This window comes from Streptomyces sp. NPDC032721, from assembly GCF_055579625.1.
In genome coordinates, this window is sequence record NZ_JBVIMX010000033.1 from 22,591 (window position 1) to 48,094 (window position 25,504).

Below are 25,504 nucleotides of genomic sequence, written 5' to 3' on the forward strand. Positions count from 1 at the left end.
TCGAGTTCCACTTCCACCACGGTGCCACGACGTCGAGGGGCGGGAGCTACCTCACGTGCACCTGTCCCAAGGAGCGCTGCGGCGGCAGGGGTCCGAGCGGAACGGCCTTCTTGTTCGTGGTGTCCTTGGGATAGACGTGCGCGATCACACCCAAGCTGACGTAGCCCTGCTTCTTGAACTGGTCGTGCTCGTCCACGCTGGTCGTGTAGATGTAGTCGACCCCCTGGGCCTTGAAGAGCCCATAGAGCGGGACAGTCGACGCGGCTGGCGCGTCGGCCGACACCGGGGCGGTGCCGGACAGCAGGGACAGAGCCGCCGCGACACCCAGGGCGAGGGGCACCCCTCCTGGTGTGCCGCGAGGCGGACCGCGAACGTATACGCGTCGTTGATGGGACGTCAGAGTGCATGCCAGTTCCACAAGCAGATGCCCGACGGGCGCTTCCTCTGTGCCGCGGGGGACACAGCGTGCCGCCGCGACCAGAGGATGTACGGACAGGCGTGGCCCGTCCCGGCATGGGGTTCGGATGATCGGCGCTCGCCGGTACCCCCCCAGCCTCGCGGAATCTGGTCACGCAGCGATATCCGTATGTGCTGAGCAGATTTTTGTCTGCCCTCACGTATTCATCAGCCTCGGTCGCCCGGCAGATCTCGGCTCCTTGTCGAGCCTGGCTCCTCATGCCCTGAGCCGCAGCGGACTCAAGTTCGGACTTGCAAGGTGACATGGATGCCTTGGGGTCCGGAGGGGCAGCGGCCGGGCCCGGGAGTCCACGTATACCGCCCGTTGCACGTTCGTTGAACGAGCCGACCAAGGTGGCTATTACCGCAACGCCGGCCGGGTCCGCCGTTCGTGCTCGTCGTTCGGTGACGAGGCCGGTGGGCGCTGTTCACGGTTTGTGATGTGCGGGTCGCCAAGCGCGCGTCTCGGCACGTCCAAGTTCTTGACTCTCGATCTTCCGATCCCTGATCTCTGCGGAGTTGTCCATGATGCCCTCTTACCATTCCCGCACCGAGGCGCAGTCGGGTGCCAGGCCGACTGTCGTGCTCGTCCACGGCGCTTTCGCCGACGCATCGAGCTGGCACGCCACCGTCACGCGACTGCGTGGTGCCGGATACTCCGTGCTGGCTCCCGCCAACCCGCTGCGCGGCCTCACCTACGACACGGCCTACCTGCACGGCCTGCTCCGGTCCGTCGAAGGGCCGAAGATCGTGGTGGGCCACTCCTACGGTGGTGCCGTCATCACCAGCGCCTCGTAGATGCCCCCGACGTCCGGGCCCTGGTGTACATCGCCGCGTTCATCCCGCAGGAGGGGGAGACCCTGGGCGCGTTGATGCAGCAGCACCCGGATCCTTCGATTCCGCCGCTGCCGCAGCAGACCTTCACGTATACCCGGCCCGACGGAACCACCGGGACCGACGTCTTCCTCGACCCGGCACGGTTCCGTGTGTCCTTCGCCGCGGACGTGTCAGTGGAGGAGGCCGCGGCGATGGCTGTTCTCCAGCGGTCCGTGTCCGTCGATGCGTTCGCGGTGCCCACGCAACGGGCAGCGTGGCGTGACGTGCCCTCCTGGGCCCTTGTCGCCACCGAGGACCAGGCCATCGGGGCGCCCCTGGAGCGCTTCATGGCCGAGAGGGCCGGTACCCGGATCACCGAGGTGGCCGCGTCGCACGCCGTCATGGTCAGCAATCCGGACGCGGTGAGCGACATCGTCGGGCAGGCGGACCTGGCCACCCGAGGATGCCGGGGGCGGGACGACGCATCACTCGGCCCACCATCACACGGATTTCCCACATCCTTCGCACCCTCACGAAAGGCATGAGTCATGTCCCGGACAACACCTCTTCGTTCCGACCGTGCCGTCGGCCCCTCCAAGCGCGCCGCCGAACGTTCTCTTCCTGTGGAGGCGGCAGGCGGGGTCTACCGCGGGATTACGGAGATCGGCGACCCGGTACTCCACCGGCGCTGCGCGGACGTTACGGAGTTCGGCACGCCGGAGTTGGCGCAGCTGCTGCGGGACATGTTCTTCACGATGCATGTGGCACCCGGCGTCGGTCTGGCCGCCAATCAGGTGGGTGTCGACCTGCGGTTGTTCGTCTACGACTGTCCCGGCGAGCGGGGCGAGCGCCATATCGGCCACGTCCTCAATCCAGAACTCCGCGTCATTGAGGGCCAGGAGCGGATCAACCGTGCGGAAGGGTGCCTCTCGGTTCCCGGTGCGGGCCACGAGCTGACCCGGCCCGCCGAGGTCATCGTGTGCGGCCAGGACTGGCAGGGCAGCCCCATCACGGTGTCGGGCACCGGCTTCTTCGCCTGCTGCCTCCAGCACGAGACCGATCACACCGACGGAACTCTGTACGTCGACCGGCTCACGCCCGAGGAACGGCACAGGGCCCTGGCACAGAGGGACGGAAAGCGCACTGCGGTGCTCGCCGAGCGAGCCGAGCGGGCTCGCTTTCTCGCATCCCCGGGCGCGCGTGCCGGAAGTCCGGACGGCCGTGCGCACCCGCCGCACCAGTCTTTGACGTGACGCCGTGCGTGCCTGCCCGCCGACCACCAGCCACGCCCCCACCCGGCAACGCCGGACGAAACGGAAACCGCACCACCATGCCGCAAGATCCCATCCAACCCCCAAGAACGTACGCAGGCACGGAAGGCCTCACCCCCGGGCCACTCACTCCGCGGCAAGCACGTAGCCACTGGCCACGTGCCACCTCTCCCACCGTGCTCCTGCTCACCTGCGTAATCCTCCACGGCCTTGCCGTATGGACATCCCTCGGCCAGGGGGCGGAGAACGCGCTGGTGCGCGGATACGCCGACGGCGCGTGGATTGCCGTGCCGTCCCAGACCTGGGGCCCACCACCCTTCACGCACGCCGAGGCCACACTCGTGGTGGGCGCGACCTTGATCATCCTGGTGGCAGGGCTGCGCCGACGCGTGAGGGAAGGCTGCGCGGCCCTCGCAACGGTGGCGTGCACCCTCGGTGTCACTGAACTCCTCAGCAGGTACGTCCTCGTCCGCCCCGACCTGGTCGACGCGCCGCAACCGTTGATCGCACCGAGCTTCCCCAGCGGACACGTCGCCATCGGCGCAGGGCTGACCCTGGGCTGGTCCCTCGTCGCCGCCCCCCGCCTGCGCCCCTACGTCATCACTGCCGGAGCGCTGTGGACGGCGGTCATCGCCGGCGGAGTGCAGTCGCTCTACTGGCACCGGCCCAGTGACGTCCTCGGCGCCACCCTTGTCGCCTGTGCCTGCTACGGCCTAGCCGTGCGCTTCCTGCAGGTTTCCCCCGAGCCCACAGCCACTCGGGCGTGCGCTCCGTTCCTGCCGGCCGTCGCTGCCGTCGGGGCCGTACTGGCGAGCGCGCGCGACGACGGGCCGGCGCGCCCGCTGGTGTTCGCCGCGGCGGCCTTCGGCTGCGCGGTGATCCTCCAGCTGACCGCCTCCCGCCGGCCCCTCGCTCCTGCGAGGCCACGGTGAAAGTGCCGCAGGGCAGGACCTAAGCGCCGCGCAGCTCGCGCGCCGCGGTGTAGGCCGCGCTGCGGTCCTTCGACAACTGGTCCTGCGGCGCCGCCATCCCCTGGGGCAGCCGCAACGGGTCGAACGAAGGTTCCTCGGACGGGACGTGCGGCGCGGTGAGGGTGAGGACGCCCAGCGCAATCCGTTCCGTGCCCGTCCACAGCCGGGTCGGATCGTGCAGGCCGTGCACCTCGTCCTCGGGGCCCGGTAGCTGCGCCGTCAGCTCAAATGCGACGGGCAGCCGTTCGGCGAGGTCCCCGGTGAGGTAATCGGACGGCAGGGCTCGTGTCTCGGCCGGGTCCAGGAACGGCAGCGGCCGCTCGGGCCGCAGACTCAGACGTACCCACCGTGTGGTGCCCGTGGTGTCCACCAGACCGAAGGCGTGCACCGCGTGGTACGTCACCCCCGTGAAGCTCGGTACGGGCTTGGCCTGCGCGGCGAAGCCCAGTGCGGCAGCGGCCTCGGGGTGGTCACGGAGGAACGCGGGCATGGCCTGCGGGTCGTCGGACCGGCCGGCCCGGAGGAAGGCGACCAAGTCCGGCCCGGTCCGGACGAAGAACACCGGCAGCGTGAAGGCGACGAGGTCCAGATCCCCGATGCGTACCGCCAGGCCCTGGTCGCCGGGATCGCCGTCGTGTCCGCCGGAGCCGCCCAACGTGGTGGAGAAGCGGGCCGTCACCGGTGTACGGGGCGAAGCGAAGACCGGCGCCGTACTGAATTCACAGGCCCGGGAGTACGGGGCGAATTCGCCCCGTGCCCAGGTGCCGCGGGCGTGCAGCAGCCGCTGTCCGGGGGCCGCACCGGTGGCGGCGGCCAATTGGTTTACGAAGGGAGTACCTGTGTCCTGCGTTTCGTCGCTCATGGCGAGAACCGTAGGAACAGGGCTTTGTCCGGCGCATCGGTCACCGTACCGGTCGCGTCCCAGCACACAACGATGTTGTACGGATGGCGAGAAATGATCCTCTTTGGTCGTGGCAAGGAAAAGACGGAGCTGGAGGGCGTCCTGCACGGAGCGCGCAAGGGTGCGGGCGCGGCGCTGATGCTCTGGGGAGGCCCCGGCATCGGCAAGACCGCATTGCTGGAGCACACGGTCGCCGTCGCGGCCGACTTCACCGTACTAAGCTGCCGAGGCACCCGTATGGAGTCCGGACTGGCCTTCGCCGCGCTGCACGAGCTGCTCTGGCCCGCCGCCGACCGGATCGACGCCCTGCCCGCGCCGCAGGCCGCCGCGCTGCACGCGGCCCTCGGGCACAGCGGTGCGGTCGCGGACCGGTTCCTCATCGGGGTGGCCACCCTCACGCTGCTGTCCGAACTCGCCGGAGAGAAACCCGTGTTGATCACCGTGGACGACGCGGAGCTCCTCGACGAGCCGACCGCCGAGTGCCTGGCTTTCGTCGTACGCCGACTGCGCACCGAGCCCGTCGCCCTGGTCCTCGCGGGGCACGGCGATCCGGCGGCCGACGGACGCTGGGAGCTGCTGACCGGCCTGGAGGTCACCGCTCTGTCCGACGCCGAAGCCGGCGAACTCATACGCCACGAAAGGCCCGGGGCGAGCGAGCAGGACGTGCACCGCACGGTGCGGCTGGCGGCCGGAAACCCCCTGGCACTCCGCGAGTTGCCGTTCGCGGCGGAGGGAATCGGAGAGCCGCGCGACGCGATGGAACCCGTACCCGTCGGGCCCCGACTGCGGCGCGCCTTCGGCGCCCGTACTGCACTGCTGTCGGCCTGTACGCAGACGGTGCTGCTGGTCGCGGCGGCCGAGGACAGGGGCAACCACCGCACGGTGCGCGAAGCCGCGGCCCTGCTCGGGGCCGGCCCGGCCGCCTGGGACGAGGCCCTGCGTTCCGGCCTCCTGCACGTCTTTGACGGGCACGTACGGTTCCGTACGCCGCTGCTGGCCGCCGTCGTCTACGAGGAGGCGCCATTCACGCGGCGGCAGCCTGTCCACCGCGCGCTGGCGCAGGTCCTCCAGGGTGCGGACGGCACCGACTTGCGGGCCTGGCACCTGGCCGCGGCGGCCGACACCGCCGACGAGGAAGTGGCCGCGCTCCTGGAGCGCTGCGCGCGCAACGGCTGGACCCGGGGCGGTTACGCGTCGGCGGCACGGGCACTGTGCCGCGCGGCCGAGCTGTCGCCCGTACCGGCGGACGCGGCCCGGCGGTACGCGCTGGGGGCGCTGGCCACTTGGGGGGACGGGCAGGTCGGTGCGGCCCGTGCCCTGCTCGACCTCGCCGACCGGCTCTCTGACACCGAAACGGTGGTCCGGGAGAGCGAGGGGCTGCGCGGGATCATCGAGTTCGCGCACGGCGACCAGGAACAGGCGCACCGGCTCCTGCTGAACGCCACTCACCTGGTCCAGGACCCGCAGAAGGCAGTGCAGTTGGCGTGCCTGGCGGTACGGGCAGGCTGGTCCGGCGGCTTTGCCGACCGCCAGGCCGAGGCACTGCACCGGCTGGACGAACTGGCCTACGACACGGAGCTCGCCGACGCCCGAATCCTCCCCCTGATCAGGGCGTGGTGGGGCCAAGGCGAGGACATCGGCAAACCGAATCGTGCCGACGAGGCCCTCGCGCGGCTCGCCCGGGTGTCCTGGCAGCTGATCCCGCCCGCCCCGCTGGCGGTGGCGTGGGGTGTCGAACAACCCCTGGCCCGCTTGTACGCGGGCGAGTTGGAGGTACTGCGCCGGGCCGGGGAGACCAGCCCCCTGGTGCTGACCGTCCCCCAGACGTCGACGATCGACATCGTGCGGGGGCGGTGGGCCGAGGCCGAGGCCAACGCCGCGGACACGCTGCGGACGGCCGAGGAGATCGGCGCCGACCACGCGGCCTCCCAGTGCCGCAACACCCTCGCCTGGCTGGCCGCTATGCGCGGCGACGAGCCTACGGTTGCCGAACTCTCCGCCAAGACGCTGGAGTTGTCGGTACCGCGCGGAGTGCACGCACTGACGGCCGCCGCCTATTGGAACCGGGGCATGGTCGCCCTGTTCGCAGGACGCGCCCAGGAGGCACTGGCGACCCTGCTGCGGCTGGCCGAACCGGGGCACCGGGCGGCACACACCACGTTCGGGCTCCTCGCCGCCGCCGACACGATCGAGGCCGCCGTCGGCGCCGGCCGACCGGAACACGGCACGGACAGTCTGCGGCGCCTCCAGGACTGGGCGCAGCGTACCGGGGCGCCCTGGGCCGCGGCGGCGGCCTACCGGGGGGAGGCACTCCTGGCGGGCGGGGCCGCGGAGGAACTGTTCCTGCGGGCCCTGTCGGTTCCGGGCGGGGCGGACCACCCTTTCGCCCACGCGCGAACCCGCCTGCTCTACGGCGAGTGGCTACGGAGGGCCCGCCGGCGTACCGACGCTCGGGTGCAACTGGCCGAGGCGGCGGAGGTATTCCACCGGCTGGGCGCCGTTCCCCTGTTTGAACGCAGCCTGCGTGAGCAGGAGTTGACGGGGCAGCGGCTACGCTGCACAACACCGGACCGCGACGGCCGGGAGCCCGTGCTGACCCCGCAGGAACTGCGCGTCGCCAAGCTCGCCGCCGACGGCCTCACCAACCGGGAGATCGCCGCACACCTTTTGATCAGCCCACGGACCGTGGGCCACCACCTGTCCAACGTCTTCCCGAAGCTGGGCATTGTGGCGCGCGCGGAGCTGGCCCGGGTGGACTTCGACAACGGGCTGCGGCTGCTGAGCTGACCCGTACGCCGGTCCGGCCGGGTGCGGGAGACGTCCGGTGGCCGCCCACCGGCTCCGGAGGGCCGGCAGTGGCCCTTGACCGGGCCCGGGCTTCCGGCGGTGACCGATACGGTGACCGATTCCGCACCGGCCGGATATTCCTAGCGTGTTTCCCATGGACAACCACCCGCAGCAGCACGGCACCCGGCCCCCGCACACCCTCGTGGTAGGAGGCGGTTCGGCAGGAGCCGTGCTCGCCGCCCGCCTCAGTGAGGACCCCGACCGCCAGGTCCTCCTCCTGGAAGCGGGCCCCGCATACGCACCGGATGCCTATCCCGACGAGGTTGCGGACAGCCGCCTGCTCGGCGGCTCCACCGGCCACGACTGGGGCTACCTCTCAGAGCCGGGCCACATCGGCCATCCCGTCGCCGCCTACCGGGGCAAGGTCCTGGGCGGCAGCTCGGCGGTCAACGGCTCCGTCGCCGTGCGAGCACTGCCCTCCGACTTCGCCCGCTGGTCACGGCGCGGCCTCAAGGGCTGGTCGTACGAAGATCTCCTGACTTCGTACAAGGCGCTGGAGAGCACCGACGCCGGCCACGACGACCTGCACGGCCGCACCGGCCCGCTCCCCGTCCGCCAGCTCACCCGCGAGGACCTCAGCCCCATGGAACGCGCCTTCGTGGACGCGGCCCTGGCCGACGGAATCCGCCCGGTGGACGACTTCAACGGCACCGACCCCGAGGGCGTGGGCCCCTACCCGATGAACGTCCGCGAGGGCGTCCGGGTCAACACCGGCATGGCCTACCTGACCAAGGAGGTCCGGGCCCGGCCCAACCTGACCCTGCACGCCGACGTCCTCGTCGACCGTGTGACCTTCGACGACGGGCGAGCCACCGGTGTGATCCTCGCAGACGGCACCCGTGTGCCCGCCGGGGAGGTGATCCTCAGCGCGGGCACCTACGGCAGCGCAGCGATCCTGCTGCGCTCCGGCATCGGCCCTGCCGAGGACCTCGGCACCCTCGGCATCCCCCTCGTCGCGGACCTGCCCGTCGGCCTGCGCCTCCAGGACCACCCCTTCTACTACAACGCGTACGCCGCCCACCCCGCCCGCATCGGCGACCAGACCCCGGTGATCGGCGCCAAGGTGTGGACCGCCAGCTCCGAGGCCGCAGAGGGTGAACTGGACCTCCACCTCACCGCCACCCACCTCTTCGACCACAGCACCAGCCCCACCGGTGTCGGCTTCGTCATCGCGGTCGCACTGGTGGACCCCGCATCGCAGGGCACCCTGACCCTTGCCAGCCGGGACCCGCAGGACCCCCCGCGCATCGACCTCAACTTCCTCGCCGAGCCCGGCGACCGCCGACGGCTGACCGAGGGCATCAAGCTCGCCCGCCGCCTCGGCGCCACCCAGCCGCTGGCCGCTCTCGTCGAACGGGAGCTCAACCCGGGACCGCAGGCGACAAGCGACGCCGAACTGGAAGCCTCGATGCTCGCGACCCTGGACACCTACCACCACCCCACGTCGACAGCCCCGATGGGACCGGACGACGACCCGACGGCTGTCACCGACCGGCTCGGCGCAGTGCGCGGGGTGCCCGGGCTGCGTGTGGTCGACGCCTCGATCTTCCCGGACGTCCCGTCGGCCGCCACCAACCTGACCGTCATCGCGGCGGCCGAGCACATCGCCCGCCAGATCTGACCCGCTCAGCCCGCGGCTGGTGCAACCCAGTTCAACCCGTTTCGCCCAGTTCCAGTGAAGGAAGATCCGTAATGCAGCACGCCCGCAACTTCATCGACGGCCGGTGGACCGACTCCGCCAGGAAGACCCAGTCGCTGAACCCGTCCACAGGCAACGTTCTCGGCACCTTCGCCGACGCCGGAGCCACGGAGGCCGCCGCCGCCATCGCCGCCGCCCGCCGGGCCTTCGACACCACCGACTGGGCGCGCGACCGCAACCTGCGCGCCAGGGCCCTGTTCGAGATGGCCGACCGCCTAGAGGCGCGGCGCGAGGAATTCGTCACCCTGCTCGCCCGGGAGAACGGCAAGATCCTCAGCGAGGCCGCCTTCGAGATCGACCTCACCGTGCCCAAGCTGCGCTACTACGCCGCACTCGCCCTGAGCGACCACGGCAGTTCGGGGGAGGTCCGACCGGGCCTCTACTCCATGACGCTCCGTGAGGGCGCCGGCGTCGCCGCCGTCATCGCGCCGTGGAACTCTCCGGTTGTGCTCGCGGTACGCTCCTTCGCCCCCGCCCTGGCCGCCGGATGCACCGTAGTCATGAAGCTCCCCGGTCAGACCGGACTGGTCAACGGCCTGCTCAGCGAGGTGATCGCGCAGACCGAGAGCCTCCCGGCCGGAGTGATGAACGTCTTCACCGAGTCGGGCAACGACGGCGCGCCCCTGCTCATCACCTCCCCCGAGGTCGACGTCATCAGCTACACCGGCTCCACCGCGGTCGGCCGCCTCATCGCGGCGAACGCCGCCCCCACCCTCAAGGCACTCTCCCTGGAACTCGGCGGCAAGAGCCCCATGATCGTCTTCGACGACGCGGACCTCGACCTCGCCGTACCGGTCCTCACGAAGGCCATCACCACCTTCACCGGCCAGTTCTGCATGACCGGCAGCCGCATCCTGGTCCAGAGCGGCATCGCCGACGAGTTCCGCCGCCGGATGAGCGCCTCGCTGGCCTCCGTCAAGGTCGGCCCCGGCGACGATCCCACCAGCGAGATGGGCCCGCTGATCGACGAGCGCAACGCCCGACGCGTCGAGGACGTCGTCGCCGACGCCGCCTCCTACGCGAAACTCCTCGTACGAGGCAGGCGCGATGGCGCGTTCCTGCACCCGTCGCTGATCGAGGTCGAGGACCTTGCAGCGCCGATCGTGCAGCAGGAAGTCTTCGGCCCCGTCGCCACCTTCGAGGTCTTCGACACCGAGGCCGAGGCCGTCGTACGCGCCAACGCCACCGAGTTCGGCCTGGCCGCGTCCCTGTGGACCCGTGACGTCGACCGCCCGCTGCGCGTCGGACGCGAGATCCAGGCGGGCACGGTGTGGACCAACACCTGGGCCATCGTCCACGACATGTTCGAGGAGGGCGGCTTCAAACAGTCCGGCATGGGCCGGCTCAACGGCATGCGTGGGCTGGAGGAGTTCCAGGAGACCAAGCACTACGTCCACGCCGCCCCGCGTGCCTGACCGCTCCGCACCCGGATCCGGCGGATTCGGCGGATTCGGCGGGACGGTCCTTGCGGGCCGCGCAGACGTGACACTGGTGGCCGCGCGTACGGTCGAACCAGGCCACGAGCAAGCTTTTCAGGAGTGGGCGCGGGGAGTTCTGGCTGCGGCCTCCACCTCACCCGGCAACCTGGGCGGCGGCCTCTTCCACCCGGCCGAGGACTGCGCTCCCTGGATCTTCGTACACCGCTTCCGCGACCACGAGGCACTCCAGAAATGGACCGAGTCCCCGCAGCGCGCCGCCTGTTTCACCGCGTACGAGGGACACCGCCACGCCGAGGTCGCACGGACCGAACTGGACGGCCTGGAGGGGTGGTTCAGCAACCCGGGCAGACCGGCCGTCGTACCGCCCCGCTGGAAGACGGCGGTCGCCTCCGCCCTCGGGATCTTCCCGATCTCGCTGCTCGGCAGCGTGTTCCTCACACCTCACCTGACGGCGCTGCCCGAAGTCGCCCGCACGGCCGTGTTCGTCGCGCTGTTCAGCGTGCTGATGACGTACGTGGCGATGCCCGCCGTCACCCGAATCCTGCGCCGGTGGCTCAGCCCCGGCGCCCCCTCACCTCGCATCGGAAAGAGAATCACATGACCACGGCAATCATCGGAACCGGAAAGATCGGCGGTCGGCTCGCGGCCAACCTGGTCGCGGGCGGCGAACAGGTGCTCCTGGCCAACCGCGACCTCGCGGGCGCGCGGCATCTCGCCGACTCGCTGGGCGAGAGGGCGACCGCGGTCACGGTCGACCAGGCCATCCAGCAGGCGGATGTGATCGTCCTGTCTGTCTGGCTGGATGCGGCGAAGGAACTTCTCGCCCAGTACGGCGACAGGCTGGCGGGCAAGATCCTCGTCGACCCCTCCAACCCGATCTCCCCGGACGGCAACGGCGGCTTCGTCAAGACGATTGGTGCCGAGGAGTCGTCCGGCCAGCTTCTGGCCGGCCTCCTCCCGGCGGGCGCCACGCTCGTCAAGGCTTTCGGCACGCTCTCCGCAGAGACTCTTGCCTCCGCCTCCCGCCGCTCTCCCGAACCCGCGGTCGGTTTCTACGCCGCAGACGACGCGGCGGCAAGCGTGACGGTCGCCCGGCTGATCACCGCGGCAGGCTTCGACCCCGTCCGTGTCGGTGGCCTCGAACAGTCGATCCGTATCGAGGTCTTCGGAGACCTCCACGAGTTCGGCGCCCTGGGCAAGGCGGTGTCCCGAACGGAGGCGTTCGCCGCACTGCCGCCGCTCTCCGCTGCGGACAGGTTCGAAATCTTCGAGCAGCTCACCCTCCACCAGCGCCGCATCGACAACGACGCGAGCCGCGCGTCGGTCGACAGTTACGTGGACCTGTACTGGCCGGAAGCCACCTTCACCGTCCACGACCTGCGGACCCAGACCTTCACCGGCCCCGAAGGACTGAAGAACCTCTACGACTACGCGCACAGCGTATTCCCGCTCGACAAGTGGTTCCACGACGTCGGCTGGTTCGAGATCGACGGGGGTGGCGACACGGCCGCCGTGACGTGGCGCTGGCGTGTCAACTGGAAGGAGAGCAGCGAGGGAGTGGTGTCCACCGGTACCTACCAGGACCGCTTCGAGCGGCGTGGCGGCGTGTGGAAGGTGATCGAGCGCATCTCGGACATCGACCCCAACTGGCCCGCCGCCCTGTTCCAGCCGTACCTGGACCGGCAGGACGAACTGTTCGTTTCCTCCTGACCCCGCCGCATCGGCGCACAGACCGGGCCGCTCCCTCCATTGGCGAGGGAGCGGCCCCGTTTTGTTCTCCCGTCCCCACACCGATGCGGCGCCGATGCGAGGGAGCGACCAAGCTCGCTGGCGTGCAGGGGTGGGCGGCTCCCTCATACGGGGTGAGCCGACCCGCGCCAGCTCGGCGCCAGCTTCCTCCGCGGGTGCGGACCACGGGGCGGTCGTACGGCCGCCAGGCTCTGGCACGAGCAGGGCCGACTGCGGAACCTGCGGGTCAGCTCGGCGTGCGCGCCGAGGGCCTCGCTCCGGAAGCTCGCGGGCCGGCCCGCGTTCGCGTACCGCAGGAGGGAGAAGACGACTGCCTCCGGAGGCTTGATACCTCGCGTTCTGCCGGGGAGTGCCCCAAAAGGGTGAGGCCCTCGCCGAAGTCGGGGAGGGCCTCACAGGCAATTCAGTTGATCATGCGTACAGCGGTCGTAGGGCAGGGCCGCGGGCCCTCGTGTCACCGAGGAAGTGCCGTCACAGGCGCAGGCGGCGAGCGATGACGTCCGCCGCCGCCCCGATCACTTCGCCGCCGACCGCCCCGGCCAGGTTGAAGAGGTGCATGGCGCCTTCCAACCGATGGTGGTGCGTGTCCACGCCGGCTGCCCGCAGCCGTGCGGCGTACGCCGTCCCTTCGTCCCGGAGCGGATCCAGCTCCGCGGTCACGACCGTTGCCGGTGCGAGGCCGGTCAGGTCGGCGGCGAGCCCGGGATTCAGGAGCGGGTCGCCGTACTGGGCGGGTGTCGCATAGTGCTCCAGGAACCAGGAGAGCAAGGCGTCGGTGAGGAGGTAACCGGTGGCGAGCTCGGTGCGGCTGGGCTCGGGAGCGACAGGGGTCAACCAGGGCACCACGAGGATCTGGTGATCCAGGCGGAGGTTCGTGCGGGCCGCGTGCTGGGCGATTCCCGCGGCGAGGTTGGCCCCGGCGCTGTCGCCCGCCACAGCCAGATGACCGGGGTCGATCCCGAAGTCCCCGGCGTGGGCGGCGAGGTGGAGGGTGGCGGCGCGTGCGTCCTCGGCGGCTGCGGGAAAGGGGTGCTCGGGGGCCAGCCGGTAGTCGACGGCGACGACGATACGGTCGGTCGCCTCGGCCAGGGCCGCCACCCAGCCGTGATGGCTGTCGAGCCCGCCCACCACGAATCCGCCGCCGTGGAAGTACACGATCCCCGGCAACGGCGGACCGGACTCTCCGGCACCGGAAGGACGGTAGACACGGGCGGGCCGCGGGCGCCCCGGGGTGTCCAGGACGTGTTCGGTGATGGTTCCGGTTTCGGGCGCGGCCCCGGCCAAGGCCGCGACGCCCGGGTTCGTGCGGGCCGCTTCGACGCTCGCGGGAACGACGTCGCTGCCGCCGTGAGCGGCGTACAGGGCCAGGGCGTGGCGAGTGGAGGAGGACCAGTCCGCAGGTCCGGCCGGTTCGTGGGGGCGTCGCCCGTGGCGTCCGGGTGCGGTGGTCATGCGTGGTGCGTGAGGACGGCTTTGACGGTGGCGCCCGTTGCGACGTCGGCCCTTGCCCGGTCGATGTCCGTCAACGGGTACGTGGTGACGAGGTGTTCCAGGGGGAAGCGGCCCTGCTGGTGGAGGTCCAGGAGCCGAGGGATGAGGACCCCGGGCGCCTGGTGGCCCATGACGGACCCGGTGACGGTACGTCCCTTGAGGAGCTCGAAGGCATTGGCCTGGAGTGTGGCGTCCAGAGCCGCGACTCCGAGGACGGCCGCGGAGCCGAGGGGGGCGAGGACCGCGACGGCACTGTTCATCACGGGAATGGCACCGGTCGACTCCACGCTGTGGTCCACGCCGCGCCCGCCGGTCAGATCCATGATGGCTTCCGCGGCGTCGGCGGTGGTGGCGTCGATGACATCGGTGGCGCCCAGCTCCGTTGCCAGAAAGAGCCGTTCGGGATTCCGGTCGACGGCGATGATGCGGGTCGCGCCGGAAACGACGGCAGCCATCAGTGCCGCGAGGCCCACAGCTCCGAGGCCGAAGACGGCGACCGTGGAACCGGCCTGCACCCGGAGTGAGTTGAGGACCGCGCCTGCGCCGGTGATCAGGCCGCAGCCCAGCGGGGCGAGCATGCTCAACGGCAGGCCGTCGGGGACCTTGACCAGGCCACGGGGATGGGTGAGACCGTGCGAGGCGAAGGACGACTGTCCGAAGAAGTGGTCGTGCACGGCGCGGCCCGAAGCGTCCCGCAAACCCACCGAGCCGTCCGCGCGCCGGGAGTGGAAGTTGAGCGGGATGTGGTGGTCGCAGTAGGCGGGCTGCCCGGACAGGCAGTTGCGGCAGGTGCCGCAGGAGTCGAGGCTGAGCACGACACTGTCGCCGGGCGCGAAGCCGGTCACCGCCGTACCGACGGCCTCGACGGTGCCGGCGCCTTCGTGGCCCAGGACCACCGGGTGCGGGGTGGGGAGGCGGCCGGCTGCGGCTTCCAGATCGGTGTGGCACAGCCCGGCGGCCGTGTAGCGGACCAGGACTTCGTCCGGGCGCGGGTCTTCGAGCAGCAGTTCCTCGATCAGGAACTCCTGACCGGCGCCCCGAGAAACGGCGGCGGTAACAGAGGTGGGCATGGCGATCGTTCGCTTTCTGCAAGGGGTGGGGCCTGGCGGGAGGTGGGCCAGGCGCAATGGGCAGTGCACCTCGGAGGCCGGCGCCGACCGTGTCGGATCGCTGCTGCGCCGCCCTCCGGACGTGCGTCCTGCGGGTGGCCGGGAGATAGGAGCCACGAAAGAGGTACGAGGCGCGGTGATCGGCGAAGGGCAGGCCTGCGGCCGACGTACCTGGACGTGCCGGTCACGCTGTCGGCCGGCGACTACCGGGCGGTGCGGCCCAGAAGCAGGTCTGCGGCCTTTTCGCCGATCATGATGCTCGGGGCGTTGGTGTTGCCGGTTGTCTCGTGCGGCATGACGGACGCGTCGGCGACCCGCAGGTTCTCGATCCCGTGCACCCGCAGTTCCGGATCGACGACGGACATCGCGTCCAGGCCCATCCGGGCAGTGCCGATCTGGTGGTGCCCGGAGACGACGGTGGCGCGCACGTGGTCGCGCAGCTGCGCCCGGGTCGCTGTGCCCGGTCCGGGCAGCATCTCACCGTCGTTCCATTCCTTGAGCGCATCTTGCTCCGCGATGTCGCGGAGCATCTCCAGGTTGTCGACGAGGGTTTCGACGTCGCGCGGGTCGGAGAACACCCGCGGGTCGAGGACCGGCGGTGCGGCCGGATCGGCGGACCGCAGTCGCAGCTCACCGCGGCTGTGCGGGTGCAGCAGCTGGCCGACCGCCGAGAAGCCGTGTTCGGGAAGGTTTGCGCCCGGCACCGGATAGGGGAACGACAGGAACAGCGGCTGGAGGTCGGGGACTGTGAGACCCGGGCGGGACGAGGCGAAGTAGTGGGCTTCGAGGCCCTGTGCCGCCCAGGCGGGCAGTGGTTGCTTCGACTTCCAGATCAGCGGTGCCGACCAGTGGTCCTGGAGGTTCTGTCCGACGCCCGGCAGGTCGGCACGGACCCGAAGCCCGAGGGACCGCAGGTGGTTGGCCGGGCCGATGCCGGACAGCATCAGGAGCTGCGGAGTACCGAACACGCCACCGGAGAGCACCACTTCGTGCTCGGCGTGGGCGGTGTGCTCCTGTCCGTCGACGGTGTAGGCGATTCCCGTGGCGCGGTCGCCGTCGAGGACGATGCGGGTGACCAGTGCGTCGGTGACCACGGTCAGCAGCGGGTTGTCCTGTACGGCGCGCCCGTATGCGACCCAGGTCGACTGGCGGCGCCGGCCCTTGATGGTGTGCTGGGTGTAGCTCACCCCGTGCTGGTCGCCGCTGTTGTAGTCGTCGTTGTAGGGCAGGCCGTACTGTTGGGCCGCCTCCACCCAGGACCTCACCAGGGCGTCGGGTCCGGGATTGCGCTGCACATGCAGGGGCCCGCCGGTGCCGCGCCCGCCTGCGGGGCCGCCGTCGAAGTCCTCCATGCGGCGGAAGTACGGTTCCACGTCCTGCCAGGGCCAGCCGGCCGCGCCCTGGTAGGCCCAGGAGTCGAAGTCGGCTGCCGCACCCCGTACGTAGATCATGCCGTTGAACGCGCTGGAGCCGCCCAGGGTCTTGCCGCGCGGCCAGGGCAGTCGGCGTCCGTCCGCGTGGGTCTGCGGCTCGGTCTGGTAGGCCCAGTCCCACGCGCTGTTCCACAACTGGACCGATCCCGTCGGGTCGTGGATCGCCTCGGTGTCGTCCACCGGCCCGGCTTCGATGAGGAGGACCTTGCGGCCCGCGTCGACGAGTCGTCGTGCGACGACTGCTCCGGACGACCCGGCGCCCACCACGATGTTGTCGAAGTCCCTGCTGGTCATTGCTTTTCCTTGTCTGTGTTGCTGAAGTGCTGTGCGCAGGGCGTCACCTGCCACCTGTGGGAGGTGACGCCCTGCGCGTTCATCACTCTGCTCGGGCCCTTGAGCGGCCGCATCGGCCACCGGATCCGTCACTCCGGAGGGGGCCTTATGGCCGGCGTAGCGGGCGCGTCGGGACGGGGCAGTGGGTCAGCGGGTGGCGCGGTCGGCCTGCTGGATGATGCGGGTCACGGCGTCGGGCCGGCTCACCATGACGGCGTGGGAGCCGGCGACCTCGGTGATGTGGGCGCCTGCGCGGCGGGCCATGAACCGCTCCAGGCGGGTGCCGATGGCCTGGTCCTGCTGGGCGACCAGCGCCCAGGAGGGCAGGGTCTTCCAGGCGGCTTCCCTGGCCGGCTGGCCGAACGCCTCGACGCTGATGGGGCGCTGCGAGGCGGCCATGAGTGCCGCCTCGGATGCCGGGACGTCCGCGGCGAAGGAGGCGCGGAAACGGGTCGGGTCGATGAACACGTCGGTACCTGCGGACGCGTCCGGCCGGGTGTAGACGATGTTCTTCAACGGCAGTGGTTTGACGGCGGGATCCGTGTGCTTCTCGATGAGGCCGCCAAGCGACTCGCCCTTGTCCGGCACCCACGCCGCGATGTACACGAGTGCCTTGACGCCGGGCACGGAAGCCGCAGCGTTGCCGATGACTGCTCCGCCGTACGAGTGCCCGACCAGGATCTTGGGGCCCGTGATGTTCTTGAGGATGCCGGAGAGGTACGAGGTGTCATAGTCGAGCCCGCGCAGCGGGTTGGCGACGGCCTGCACGGGATAGCCGTCCCGGCGCAGCCGGTCCACGGTGGCACCCCATCCCGAGGCATCGGCGAATGCGCCGTGCACCAGGACGACGGTCGGCTTGGCCCGGTGAGCCGTGGTGACGTTCTCCTGGGCCTGGCTCTGCTCCGGTACCGCCGACGCGGTGGTGGCGAGTAGGCCCGCTGCCACCACGGTGGCAGCGGCAGTGGCCCCGAGGGCGTAGCGGGTGCGGGAAGAGCTGGAACGGGAGTGACGTGACGTGTTCATGCGTGATTCCAGGTGAGTGTGAGGGCGCACCGGCTCCCGGGGCAAAGCCCGGTGACCGGTGGTCAAGGAGTGGGCCGCACAAAGTTCCGGCGGGCACGGCCTGTTGGCCGTCCGAACGGTGGCCAGATCCGCGCGACAAGCGGGTGTCGGTCCGTCGAAGTCACCGACGGCAGCCGGTCGGACGAGCATGCTCACGATGCGGCGCAAGGCGCTGAAGACGGCCGGTGTCCGCGAACGTGTGATTCATGGCCGGCCCGCCACCTCTGTTCACAAGAGGCGACGGACGGTCCGTGCGGTGATGACTCTGCCCCGAACCGGCACGTGCCGCATCGGTCACCGGATCGGTCATGACGGGCCGGGACCCGTAGGCGGGCACTCCAGGCGGCTGGTCGCGACCACCTGCGCCCCTCAGGAAATGACGGCCCCGGGGGCCACGGAAGCAAGCAAGGACTCGGGGTCGAGGGTGCCCGGGTTCTCCACGGCAGTGATCCGCTGAAGGAGAAGGACGGCGTGCAACTCCTCCGCCATCTCGCGTGCCCGGCGCAACAGGGGCCGGGCACGCTCGGGTGCGCCCGCCCCGGCCCACGCCTCCGCCAGATCGGTCACGGCCATGGCCACGTCGATCGCAGACTCCGACTGCTCCAGAAACCCAACAGCCTTCTGCAGCAGCGTGATGCGCTCGTGCGCGGGGGAGGCGGCGGCCAATGCCTGCCAGGCCAGACCGATGAAGCGCGGAGCGCCCCAGCGAACAGAAACGTCGAGGGCTTCCTCGGCCAGGTCGCGCGCCTCCTTGTGACGGCCCAGCCGTGCGAGTTCCACGGCTGCCGAACATTGCCATGTCTGATGTCCCGGGCTGGTCACCCCCCAGAGGGCGATCCGGCGGCCGCTCTCCAGGAAGTACGCCGCCGCGCGCTCCGGGTCCCCCTGGGCGGAGCTGAGCATGCCGCTGACATAGAGGACGACGGTCCAGGACCACGACTCCCGGTCGGCGTAGTGCGAGACGCTGTCCAGCCACCACTGCGCCTCATCGATCCGGCCGAGCCCGAGGAGGCCCCTGGCATACATGGCCACCAGCTCGATGGGACGGCGTACGACCTGGTCGAGCGGTACGCCGGCGACCAGACGGCACTCGGCCAGCGCCCGTCGGTGGTCACCGCGCCGCAGCGCCATCTCCGTACGCAGCATCACCCGGTACAGGTCGACGGCCGCGAAGTCCTGATCGCTCGGTTGCTCGCACAGCTCCTCGACCAGGGATATCCGGTCACACCACATCGCCATCGTTGCCAGCAGGCTGTTGAGCGCCCGGGGCAGTTGCGCACCGTCGACTGTGCGGGCGGTGGGGAAGCGGTCCAGCGTCTCCTGCGCGGTGATGCGAAGCCTCGTCGCGTCGTCGCAGACAAGCAAGGCCGTCGCCACCGGGTCGTGGGCGACGCGCTGTGTAGGAGAGGCCCGGATTCTGCGCACTAGCTCGTGCCAGGGGCCTGGAGTGAGGCAGGCGATCAGCCATCCGGCCCCGCGCAGCGCCAAGGCAGCACGCGGGTCTTTCGCGTCGGCCTCGGCCGTCACAGCGTCCATCAGCCTGACTGCGGCGTCCGCCTGTCCCTGCGAGACCATCACCCAGGCCAGTGGCACCACGGCCATGGGAGTCTCCGCGCGGTCGCGCTGGATCTGGAGTGCTTCCTGCAGGTGGAGGCGAGCCGCGTTGGGATTGGTCTGCAGTTCGGCCTGTCCCAGCCGCAGGAGAACGGCGGCCCGCTCGCTGGGCGCGGTGATCCGCGCAGCCGCCTCCAGATAACGAATGGCCTGTGCGCCGGCGCCGTCACGCAGGCAGTCGTTCGCCGCCTCGACGAGCGTGGCCCCCCACTCCGCCCACTGCGTCCCGGACAGGCCGGTGAGAAGGGCCGCCGTCTCCCGCGCGGGTCGTTGCGTCAGCCGGCCGTGCCGTGCAGCGGCCACATTGATCCGGTCCTGGTCGGCAGGTGTGCAGGAGCGCAGAAGCGCGGCGCCGACGAGCGGGTGGCGCAGCCGCGGTGGTTCTGCCGATGCGAGGATGCCGTGGCGGACCATGGCGGTGCAGACCTGGTAGGTGGCGCTGGGAACCTGCTCACACACCGCCGCCAATGTCTCCAGGTCCGGTTGGTGCGCGGTGAGGATGGCCAGTGCCTTGAGCAGGAGCAGTTCGGCGGGGTCTTGCCGGTGCAGCAGGTGGCAGAGCGCCCGGGTGAACCGGTCCGGTACGAAGTCCGGTGTGATGCCCTCGCGGTGACGGACCGGATCGAGGTCGGCGAGCAGTGTGACGACCAGGGCGGGCAGGCCGCCGGTGATCTCACGCACCGTCCTCGCCAGGGGAGTGAGGGCGGTCAGGGCGGTGGAACTGGGTGCAGGCGTGGCCGTCGTGGAGGATTCCGGGTGTGGTGTGTAAAGCCGTCGGTGAGCGAGTTCGGCAATGGCCGGTACGTCGAGCGGTCCGAGGGTGACGACGAGGCGGGCGTGGGTTTCCAGTGCTGCGTACCAGGCGGCGCTCGGGTCGTCCAGCGGCACGGCGGACGCGGCCAGGACCAGCAGGACCGGGCGGCGCGACAGTCCCCTGGCCACGAGTGCCAGAGCGTCCTGGGAGACGGGGTCGGCCTCCTCCACGTCGTCGGCGAACAGAAGCACCGGACCTCGGGTTGCGTCCAGCGTCCGAAGGGCCCACTCGGACAGCCGGCGGGCGTCGACGCCCGCCGGAGGGGAGACGGCGTCCTGCGGGGACAGCCCCAGCGCGCCACGCAGACCACTGACGAGAGCCGGTTCGCCATCTGCACCGGACAGGGACATCCAGCGTGCGGTGGGGAGTCGGCGGACTGTTTCGCACAGCAACAGCGACTTGCCTGAACCAGCCCTGCCGGAGGCGACCACCAGCCCGCCGCTGCCGGAAGAGACCCGGTCGGCGAGCGCGCTGATTCTGGTGATCTCGGCCTCCCTGCCCACGCACGGAGGCCCGTCGTCCGACCCACGTATGGCTGCGGAGGGAACGACCGCAGTTGCGGAGGGCCCGGAGGCATTGGCCTTGGGGGCGGGCACAGCTGCGGTGGCCGGCGGCACCGGCACAACCGTTGGCTGCGAGTGCGGAGGGTGCAGTTCCTCGCCTGCCAGGATGCGGGTGTGCAGGGTCCGCATCTCTTTGCTCGGCTCGACCCCCAGCTGGTCCGACAGTCTTTGCCTGGTGTGACGGTAGACGTCAAGGGCTTCGGACTGCCTTCCCCCGGCGTAGAGGGCCTGCATCAGCAGCCCGTGCAGACGTTCCCGCAGGGGATGCTCGCAGGTTGCGAGACGGAGCCGGTCGACTACCTGCTCCGCCCGCCCGCCGGCGATCGCGTTCTCCAGGCTGTCCTCAAGGACCACGAGCCGGCGTTCGGTGAGGGAATCACGCTGACGTTCTGCGTACGGGCCGGGCACTCCCGCCAGTGGTTCACCGCTGAACAGGTCGAGTGCCCGGGCGTACTGATCATCGGCCTCCTGCCAGTGCTGCTGTGCGCGGGCTCGTTCGGCCTCGGCGACGAGACGTTCGAAGCAGCCCAGGTCGAGCTGCTCGTCCGACACACGTAGCTGGTAACCGCCGTGTCCGTACAGCAGGACGGCGGGCGGCGTCCCGGCGGGCCGCGGCGGCTCCAGCACCTTGCGCAGCGCCGAGACGTGCGTCTGGATCACCTTGTTCGCGCGGAGCGGGGTGTCCTCCTCGTACAGGGCGTCCAACAGGCTGTGCATGGAGACCCACTGACGCCGACGCATGGCCAGAACGCTCAGAAGCGCTCGCCGTTGCGGGGGCCCCAGCGGCACGGCAGCCCCGTCGCGCTCGGCCGTCACCCCGTTGAGCAGGTTGAAACCCAGCTTGCCGACCACCTCGCCAGCCGTCATCTGCTTTTCCCCGTTCCGACCCGATCAAGGGCCGTAAGTTTGCACTTAACATCATATGACCTGCGCGCTTGCCGCCTTTTTCACGGACGTTGACCGCGCCGTCGAGACTTGCGGCCAGAGGGAGCAGGCGCTCCTGCCAGGACTGGGGGACGATGTTCTCGTCGTACGGGGCACATACATGGATTGCCGCCGGTGGGACCCGTTCGCGTACGACCGAGGTCCGGCACCACAGAGCCGGCACTGCCCCGCAAGGGCTGGACGCCGTGGGCGCCGTCCGCGGCCCCAGTCCGACCGGCCTCCTGTCTTGCCGCGGGAGTGCGCAGCACGCTCCGGACGCCGCGCACTCTCCCACCTCCCCACCTGGGCACCAGCAGCCCCGACAGCGCGCTCACCGCTGTTAAAAGCACCTCAAGTGCCCGTCGCCACACCGTCAACGGCACTCGCAGAACACCCAAGAAGGACCGCACATGCCCAGCCTGAAGTTCCTTGCCCTCTCCGGAAGTCTGCGTCGCGCATCCCATAACACCGGGCTGCTGCGATCCCTTCCCGCGCTAGCCCGAACGGTGTAGCCATCCACCTGTACGAAGGTCTGGGAAGCCTCCCGCTCTTCAACGAGGGCCTGGAGGCGCTTTCCGCACCCCCAGCGATCACCGAACTGCGCGACCTCGTGGCAGCCGCCGACGGCGTGCTGATCGCGACTCCCGAATACAACGCGTCGATACCGGGTTCCCCGATGAACGCCCTCGACTGGCTCTCCCGGCCCGTGGGCGCTTCCGCCCTGCGGGGCAAGCAGGTCGCGGTGTTGGGTGCTTCGCCCTCCCAGTTCGGCACGACCCGGGCTCAACTCGTCCTTCGTCAGGTGCTTCACCGAATCCAGGCACAGGTCCTTGACCATCCCGAGGTGACCGTTTTCCGGTTATGGAGGGATTGTCAAACGAGTGGTGTAACTGGGGTAGTTGGGGACCGGTAGAGCCAGTCGTCACCTACTGGCCCTGGCCGGGTTGCCGGCCAGGCGGAGCAACCGCGTCACGGTGCCGGGTCCGGGCGTCGAAGGCCAGGAAGGGCGGCGGGGGTTGCCCAGCCGCGCAGTACGGCAGCAATCGTTGACTGGAACGCGGTCTCGGCTGCGGTGCCGTCGAGGCCGCCGGCCAGTTCGAGGGTCACGAGCCCGTGCAGGGCGACCCACAGCGATACGGCGATCAGTGTGGTGTCGCCCGCGAGGATCCGGTCCGCCACGGCACGGTCGATCGCCGTGACAAGCGGTCGCACCGGGTCTCGGTCGCCGACCCAGGTCGACGGTACGAAGGACTGTGCGCCACCGAACAACACCGCGTACAGGTGGCGGTGTTCGCGCCCCCAACGGCGATACGCCACGGCCAGCGCGTACAGGTCCTCCAGGGCGTCCTCCGATCCGGGAACGGCCGTCAGGTCCTGGAACAGGCCGGCGACCGCCTGGTCGCGCACCTCGCGGATCAGCCCGTCCTTGCCTTCGAACAAGGTGTACACCGCCGCCGTCGACGTTCCGGCGGCGGCGGCCAGCGCGCGGACTGTGACCGACTCCAGGGGGCGGGTGGCGAACATCTCGGTCGCGCATGCGACAAGCCGTTCTCTGACGGCTGCGTCGTTCGTTCTCGGCCTTCCCATGGGAAGCAGTCTACCCATGCTGCTAACATCGTTTCAAAACAGCGTTACAAAACTCTGGGAGCTCACCATGCCACCGTCCGCCATACGCCCTTCGCGCCTTGTCGGCCGCCTGCTGGCAGCCACCACCGCGGTGGTGGGGCTCGTCGCCTTCTTCCTGGCGCTGATCGTCGCCACCGACGGCGCGGGCTCGGGACTCGTCGCCTGGTCCGCGACTGTCGGCATCGCGGCCTTCGCAGCGCTGTGGCGGGGACGCCGCCGCGCTTGGCGGGGACGGCTGGGGCCATTCCTGCCGGTACTCATCACAGCGGCCCTGACGCTGTCGGTGTGCGTCCCCACCGTCCCCACCACGCGCCACTACCCGAGCGCCCTGCCGTTCGTGACCGCCGAGCACTGGCGCCTGTCCACCGGCAGCCGGGTCGCGGTCTACCACTACCCGCCCACCGGCAACAACCCCCGGCAGCGCGTCCCGCTCCTCTACCTCAACGGCGGCCCGGTGCGCGGCATCTCCGTGCTCGACCACCGCTTCCTGCAACGGCTCGCGGGACAGGGCTACGACGTGTACGCCTACGAACAGGCCGGTGGTGGACGCAGTGACCTGCTGCCCATGGGCCAGTACTCGATCACCCGGTCCGTCCATGACCTCGGCGCCTTCGTCAGCAAACTCGGCAAGGGCCGCGCCAACGTACTGGGATTCTCCTCAGGCGCCGTCGTGCTCACCCGCGCGATGACCGACCCGGCCATCGCCGGCCACCTGCGCCGGGCGGTCATCGCCGAGCCGGGCCCGATGGACGGCCCCACCGCCCGGATGGCCGAGCAGAAGGGTCGGCCGTCGGCCCGCGAACTCGCGCCGGCCATGACCGGACCGCGCTCCACACGTGTCCCGCGGTACGCGGTCGCGTTCGGCCTCATGCGGCTCGGACTGATCAGCCCGGACAACGGACTGGTAGGGCAGGCGGAGGGCGACAACGCCTTCACCGCTGCCGATCTCGGCAGCGACACCGCGTCCGCCTACTGTGCGCGGGACGCGCACCGCATCCCGGTCGAGGACACTGCGGAGAACTTCTCCTTCAGTGCCGCCGCCAGCCTCCGCATCCAGCAAACGATCAAAGACCCCCCCTCCATCGCCCCGCAGCTCAGGCGCTCCCGGACACCCGCGATGCTGATGATCGCCGAGTGCTCCTCCCAGGTCCGGCAGTGGCAAACAACCATCCTCGCGGACAACCCCGCCATCCAGCGCACCCAATACATGCCCGGAGTCGGTCACCACATGTGGAACGGCCTGGGTGACAACGACCAACGAGCAGCCGCCGCCATCACCACGTTCCTCCAGGACAAGCCCGCACCGCTGCCCGACTACCCGACCCGAGCCGACATCCCAGCCTTCCTCCGGGGCCACAAGTAAGCGAGCAGACCCATGGCACCGCCTCCAAGGTGCCTTCAGGAGTTGGCAAATGGTCGTTGGCCCCCTCCAAGGGAACATCGAGAAGCGCCGGTCCGAGTTCTAGAGCCGCCCTCTCGTCTCCTGCCCCCCAAACCGATCACGACAGGCGCCAGGGTGCCCCACGAGGCGGTGCCACAAGAAGAGCGCGGCCACCGTCGTACGGTCGCCGCGCCCCGCACCCGTTTGGACGCCGTACACGGCGTCCAAACGGCCTGTGACCCGCTTACCGGCCTCCCCTGGTGCCGACGGGGACGCTCCAGTCCCTCTGAGCACTGTGGGGCATTCTCGGCTGGGTACCGGGAAGTGAGGGGCTGTCAGACCCAAAAGGGCGGCCGGTCACAGGAGTTCGTCGACACCCCACGGGCCGCAGATGTCATTGAGCCACCGGTCCGGCAACTCCCCGTCCCACCCCGGGTGGACCTCGCCTGCTGGTCGAGCGAGGAGATCGGCCCCTTGTGGTGCCCCATCGAGGAATTGCCGCTGCACAACATGGGGGCCGACGTCGCCTACTGGGCTCCCGCAGGTCCTGCACGGCATCCGCGTCAAAACCGCCATCACCTACACCTCCAGCGACCGCCTGGTAGTCACCGACGCCCACCTCGCGCCGCTCACCGACCTCGACGAACCGCTCTCGCTCGGCACCCCAATCACGGCGACGGCCTAATGTCGCGCTGTTCGGCAAGGAGTGCTGCGCATCGCAGCTGCGCTTCCCGGACGCATGACCCCTGCACGCACGCCGGCCCCGGGCAGAAACTGCGCGGGGCCGACGTGCGTCCCGTGCGGGAGGCCGCGGTGCCTTCTGCTCTGCGATGGGCGAATCCGGCGTACGGCGCCGCGCTGTTCCTCATCGTGCGCGGGCAGAGCCGGGCCCGGGGACATCCACTGTCCGCTGGCGGCTGTTCGCGCTTCTTCTTCCTGACCCAGTCGTGCATGCTGCCCGTCGACTGGCTCCGCTTTGACGGCTGACGTCACAAGATCAGCGAC

At 70.2% G+C, this 25,504-nt stretch carries 20 protein-coding genes; 12 read left to right on the forward strand and 8 right to left on the reverse strand.

Annotated features, from left to right (window positions below):
• Positions 1-46 precede the first annotated feature (46 nt).
• Positions 47-340, reverse strand: a complete 294-nt coding sequence (locus ACZ5PB_RS40555) for a hypothetical protein (RefSeq protein ID WP_468698468.1) — start codon at positions 338-340, stop codon at positions 47-49.
• A gap of 641 nt (positions 341-981) precedes the next feature.
• Between ACZ5PB_RS40555 and ACZ5PB_RS40560 the strand changes: the two genes are divergently transcribed.
• The 4 genes from ACZ5PB_RS40560 to ACZ5PB_RS40575 all read left to right on the forward strand — a co-directional run bounded on the left by ACZ5PB_RS40560 (position 982) and on the right by ACZ5PB_RS40575 (position 3,475).
• Positions 982-1,254 (forward strand): alpha/beta fold hydrolase, encoded by a 273-nt coding sequence (locus ACZ5PB_RS40560; protein WP_468698470.1) that lies wholly within the window; start codon positions 982-984, stop codon positions 1,252-1,254.
• Between the two features lie 23 nt (positions 1,255-1,277).
• A complete protein-coding gene (locus ACZ5PB_RS40565) occupies positions 1,278-1,817 on the forward strand; it encodes an alpha/beta hydrolase (RefSeq protein ID WP_468698472.1) in 540 nt (179 codons plus the stop codon).
• A gap of 3 nt (positions 1,818-1,820) precedes the next feature.
• Positions 1,821-2,525, forward strand: a complete 705-nt coding sequence (gene def / locus ACZ5PB_RS40570) for a peptide deformylase (RefSeq protein ID WP_468698473.1) — start codon at positions 1,821-1,823, stop codon at positions 2,523-2,525.
• 194 nt (positions 2,526-2,719) lie between these two features.
• Positions 2,720-3,475, forward strand: coding sequence for a phosphatase PAP2 family protein (locus ACZ5PB_RS40575; protein WP_468698475.1), 756 nt, complete (start codon positions 2,720-2,722; stop codon positions 3,473-3,475).
• Positions 3,476-3,494: 19 nt separating this feature from the next.
• On the opposite strand, the gene ACZ5PB_RS40580 is transcribed toward ACZ5PB_RS40575, so the two are convergent.
• Positions 3,495-4,376 (reverse strand): catalase, encoded by an 882-nt coding sequence (locus ACZ5PB_RS40580; RefSeq protein WP_468698477.1) that lies wholly within the window; start codon positions 4,374-4,376, stop codon positions 3,495-3,497.
• A 93-nt stretch (positions 4,377-4,469) separates the two neighbouring features.
• On the opposite strand from ACZ5PB_RS40580, the gene ACZ5PB_RS40585 reads away from it, so the two are divergent.
• The 5 genes from ACZ5PB_RS40585 (at position 4,470) to ACZ5PB_RS40605 (ending at position 12,110) form a co-directional block, all read left to right on the forward strand.
• The gene (locus tag ACZ5PB_RS40585) at positions 4,470-7,202 is read left to right on the forward strand and encodes a helix-turn-helix transcriptional regulator (RefSeq protein WP_468698478.1); all 2,733 of its coding nucleotides are present in this window, start codon (positions 4,470-4,472) and stop codon (positions 7,200-7,202) included.
• A gap of 154 nt (positions 7,203-7,356) precedes the next feature.
• Positions 7,357-8,883, forward strand: coding sequence for a GMC family oxidoreductase (locus ACZ5PB_RS40590; protein WP_468698480.1), 1,527 nt, complete (start codon positions 7,357-7,359; stop codon positions 8,881-8,883).
• A 71-nt stretch (positions 8,884-8,954) separates the two neighbouring features.
• Positions 8,955-10,376: an aldehyde dehydrogenase family protein gene (locus ACZ5PB_RS40595; RefSeq protein WP_468698482.1), complete on the forward strand. Its 1,422-nt coding sequence runs from the start codon at positions 8,955-8,957 to the stop codon at positions 10,374-10,376.
• The gene (locus tag ACZ5PB_RS40600) at positions 10,369-11,001 is read left to right on the forward strand and encodes an antibiotic biosynthesis monooxygenase (protein WP_468698484.1); all 633 of its coding nucleotides are present in this window, start codon (positions 10,369-10,371) and stop codon (positions 10,999-11,001) included. Before ACZ5PB_RS40595 ends, ACZ5PB_RS40600 begins: the two co-directional genes overlap by 8 nt.
• Positions 10,998-12,110 (forward strand): NAD(P)-binding domain-containing protein, encoded by a 1,113-nt coding sequence (locus ACZ5PB_RS40605; protein WP_468698486.1) that lies wholly within the window; start codon positions 10,998-11,000, stop codon positions 12,108-12,110. Before ACZ5PB_RS40600 ends, ACZ5PB_RS40605 begins: the two co-directional genes overlap by 4 nt.
• A gap of 510 nt (positions 12,111-12,620) precedes the next feature.
• On the opposite strand, the gene ACZ5PB_RS40610 is transcribed toward ACZ5PB_RS40605, so the two are convergent.
• From ACZ5PB_RS40610 to ACZ5PB_RS40630, 5 genes are all read right to left on the reverse strand, one after another.
• Positions 12,621-13,601, reverse strand: a complete 981-nt coding sequence (locus ACZ5PB_RS40610; RefSeq protein ID WP_468698488.1) for an alpha/beta hydrolase — start codon at positions 13,599-13,601, stop codon at positions 12,621-12,623.
• On the reverse strand, positions 13,598-14,710 hold the full coding sequence (locus ACZ5PB_RS40615) for an NAD(P)-dependent alcohol dehydrogenase (protein WP_468698489.1): 1,113 nt from the start codon (positions 14,708-14,710) through the stop codon (positions 13,598-13,600). Before ACZ5PB_RS40615 ends, ACZ5PB_RS40610 begins: the two co-directional genes overlap by 4 nt.
• A 242-nt stretch (positions 14,711-14,952) precedes the next feature.
• A complete protein-coding gene (locus ACZ5PB_RS40620) occupies positions 14,953-16,476 on the reverse strand; it encodes a GMC family oxidoreductase (protein WP_468698491.1) in 1,524 nt (507 codons plus the stop codon).
• 186 nt (positions 16,477-16,662) lie between these two features.
• Entirely contained in the window at positions 16,663-17,538 is an 876-nt protein-coding gene (locus ACZ5PB_RS40625; RefSeq protein WP_468698493.1) for an alpha/beta fold hydrolase, read from the reverse strand.
• Positions 17,539-17,946: 408 nt separating this feature from the next.
• The gene (locus ACZ5PB_RS40630) at positions 17,947-21,435 is read right to left on the reverse strand and encodes a BTAD domain-containing putative transcriptional regulator (RefSeq protein WP_468698495.1); all 3,489 of its coding nucleotides are present in this window, start codon (positions 21,433-21,435) and stop codon (positions 17,947-17,949) included.
• 538 nt (positions 21,436-21,973) lie between these two features.
• Between ACZ5PB_RS40630 and ACZ5PB_RS40635 the strand changes: the two genes are divergently transcribed.
• Entirely contained in the window at positions 21,974-22,405 is a 432-nt protein-coding gene (locus ACZ5PB_RS40635; RefSeq protein ID WP_468698514.1) for an NADPH-dependent FMN reductase, read from the forward strand.
• A gap of 56 nt (positions 22,406-22,461) precedes the next feature.
• On the opposite strand, the gene ACZ5PB_RS40640 is transcribed toward ACZ5PB_RS40635, so the two are convergent.
• On the reverse strand, positions 22,462-23,079 hold the full coding sequence (locus tag ACZ5PB_RS40640; protein ID WP_468698496.1) for a TetR/AcrR family transcriptional regulator: 618 nt from the start codon (positions 23,077-23,079) through the stop codon (positions 22,462-22,464).
• A gap of 67 nt (positions 23,080-23,146) precedes the next feature.
• Here ACZ5PB_RS40640 and ACZ5PB_RS40645 point away from each other — a divergent pair, with 67 nt between their 5' ends.
• Both ACZ5PB_RS40645 and ACZ5PB_RS40650 read left to right on the forward strand, forming a co-directional pair.
• Complete coding sequence (locus tag ACZ5PB_RS40645; protein ID WP_468698497.1) at positions 23,147-24,481, forward strand: alpha/beta fold hydrolase; 1,335 nt, start codon at positions 23,147-23,149, stop codon at positions 24,479-24,481.
• Between the two features lie 831 nt (positions 24,482-25,312).
• Complete coding sequence (locus tag ACZ5PB_RS40650) at positions 25,313-25,486, forward strand: hypothetical protein (protein WP_468698498.1); 174 nt, start codon at positions 25,313-25,315, stop codon at positions 25,484-25,486.
• Positions 25,487-25,504 lie beyond the last annotated feature (18 nt).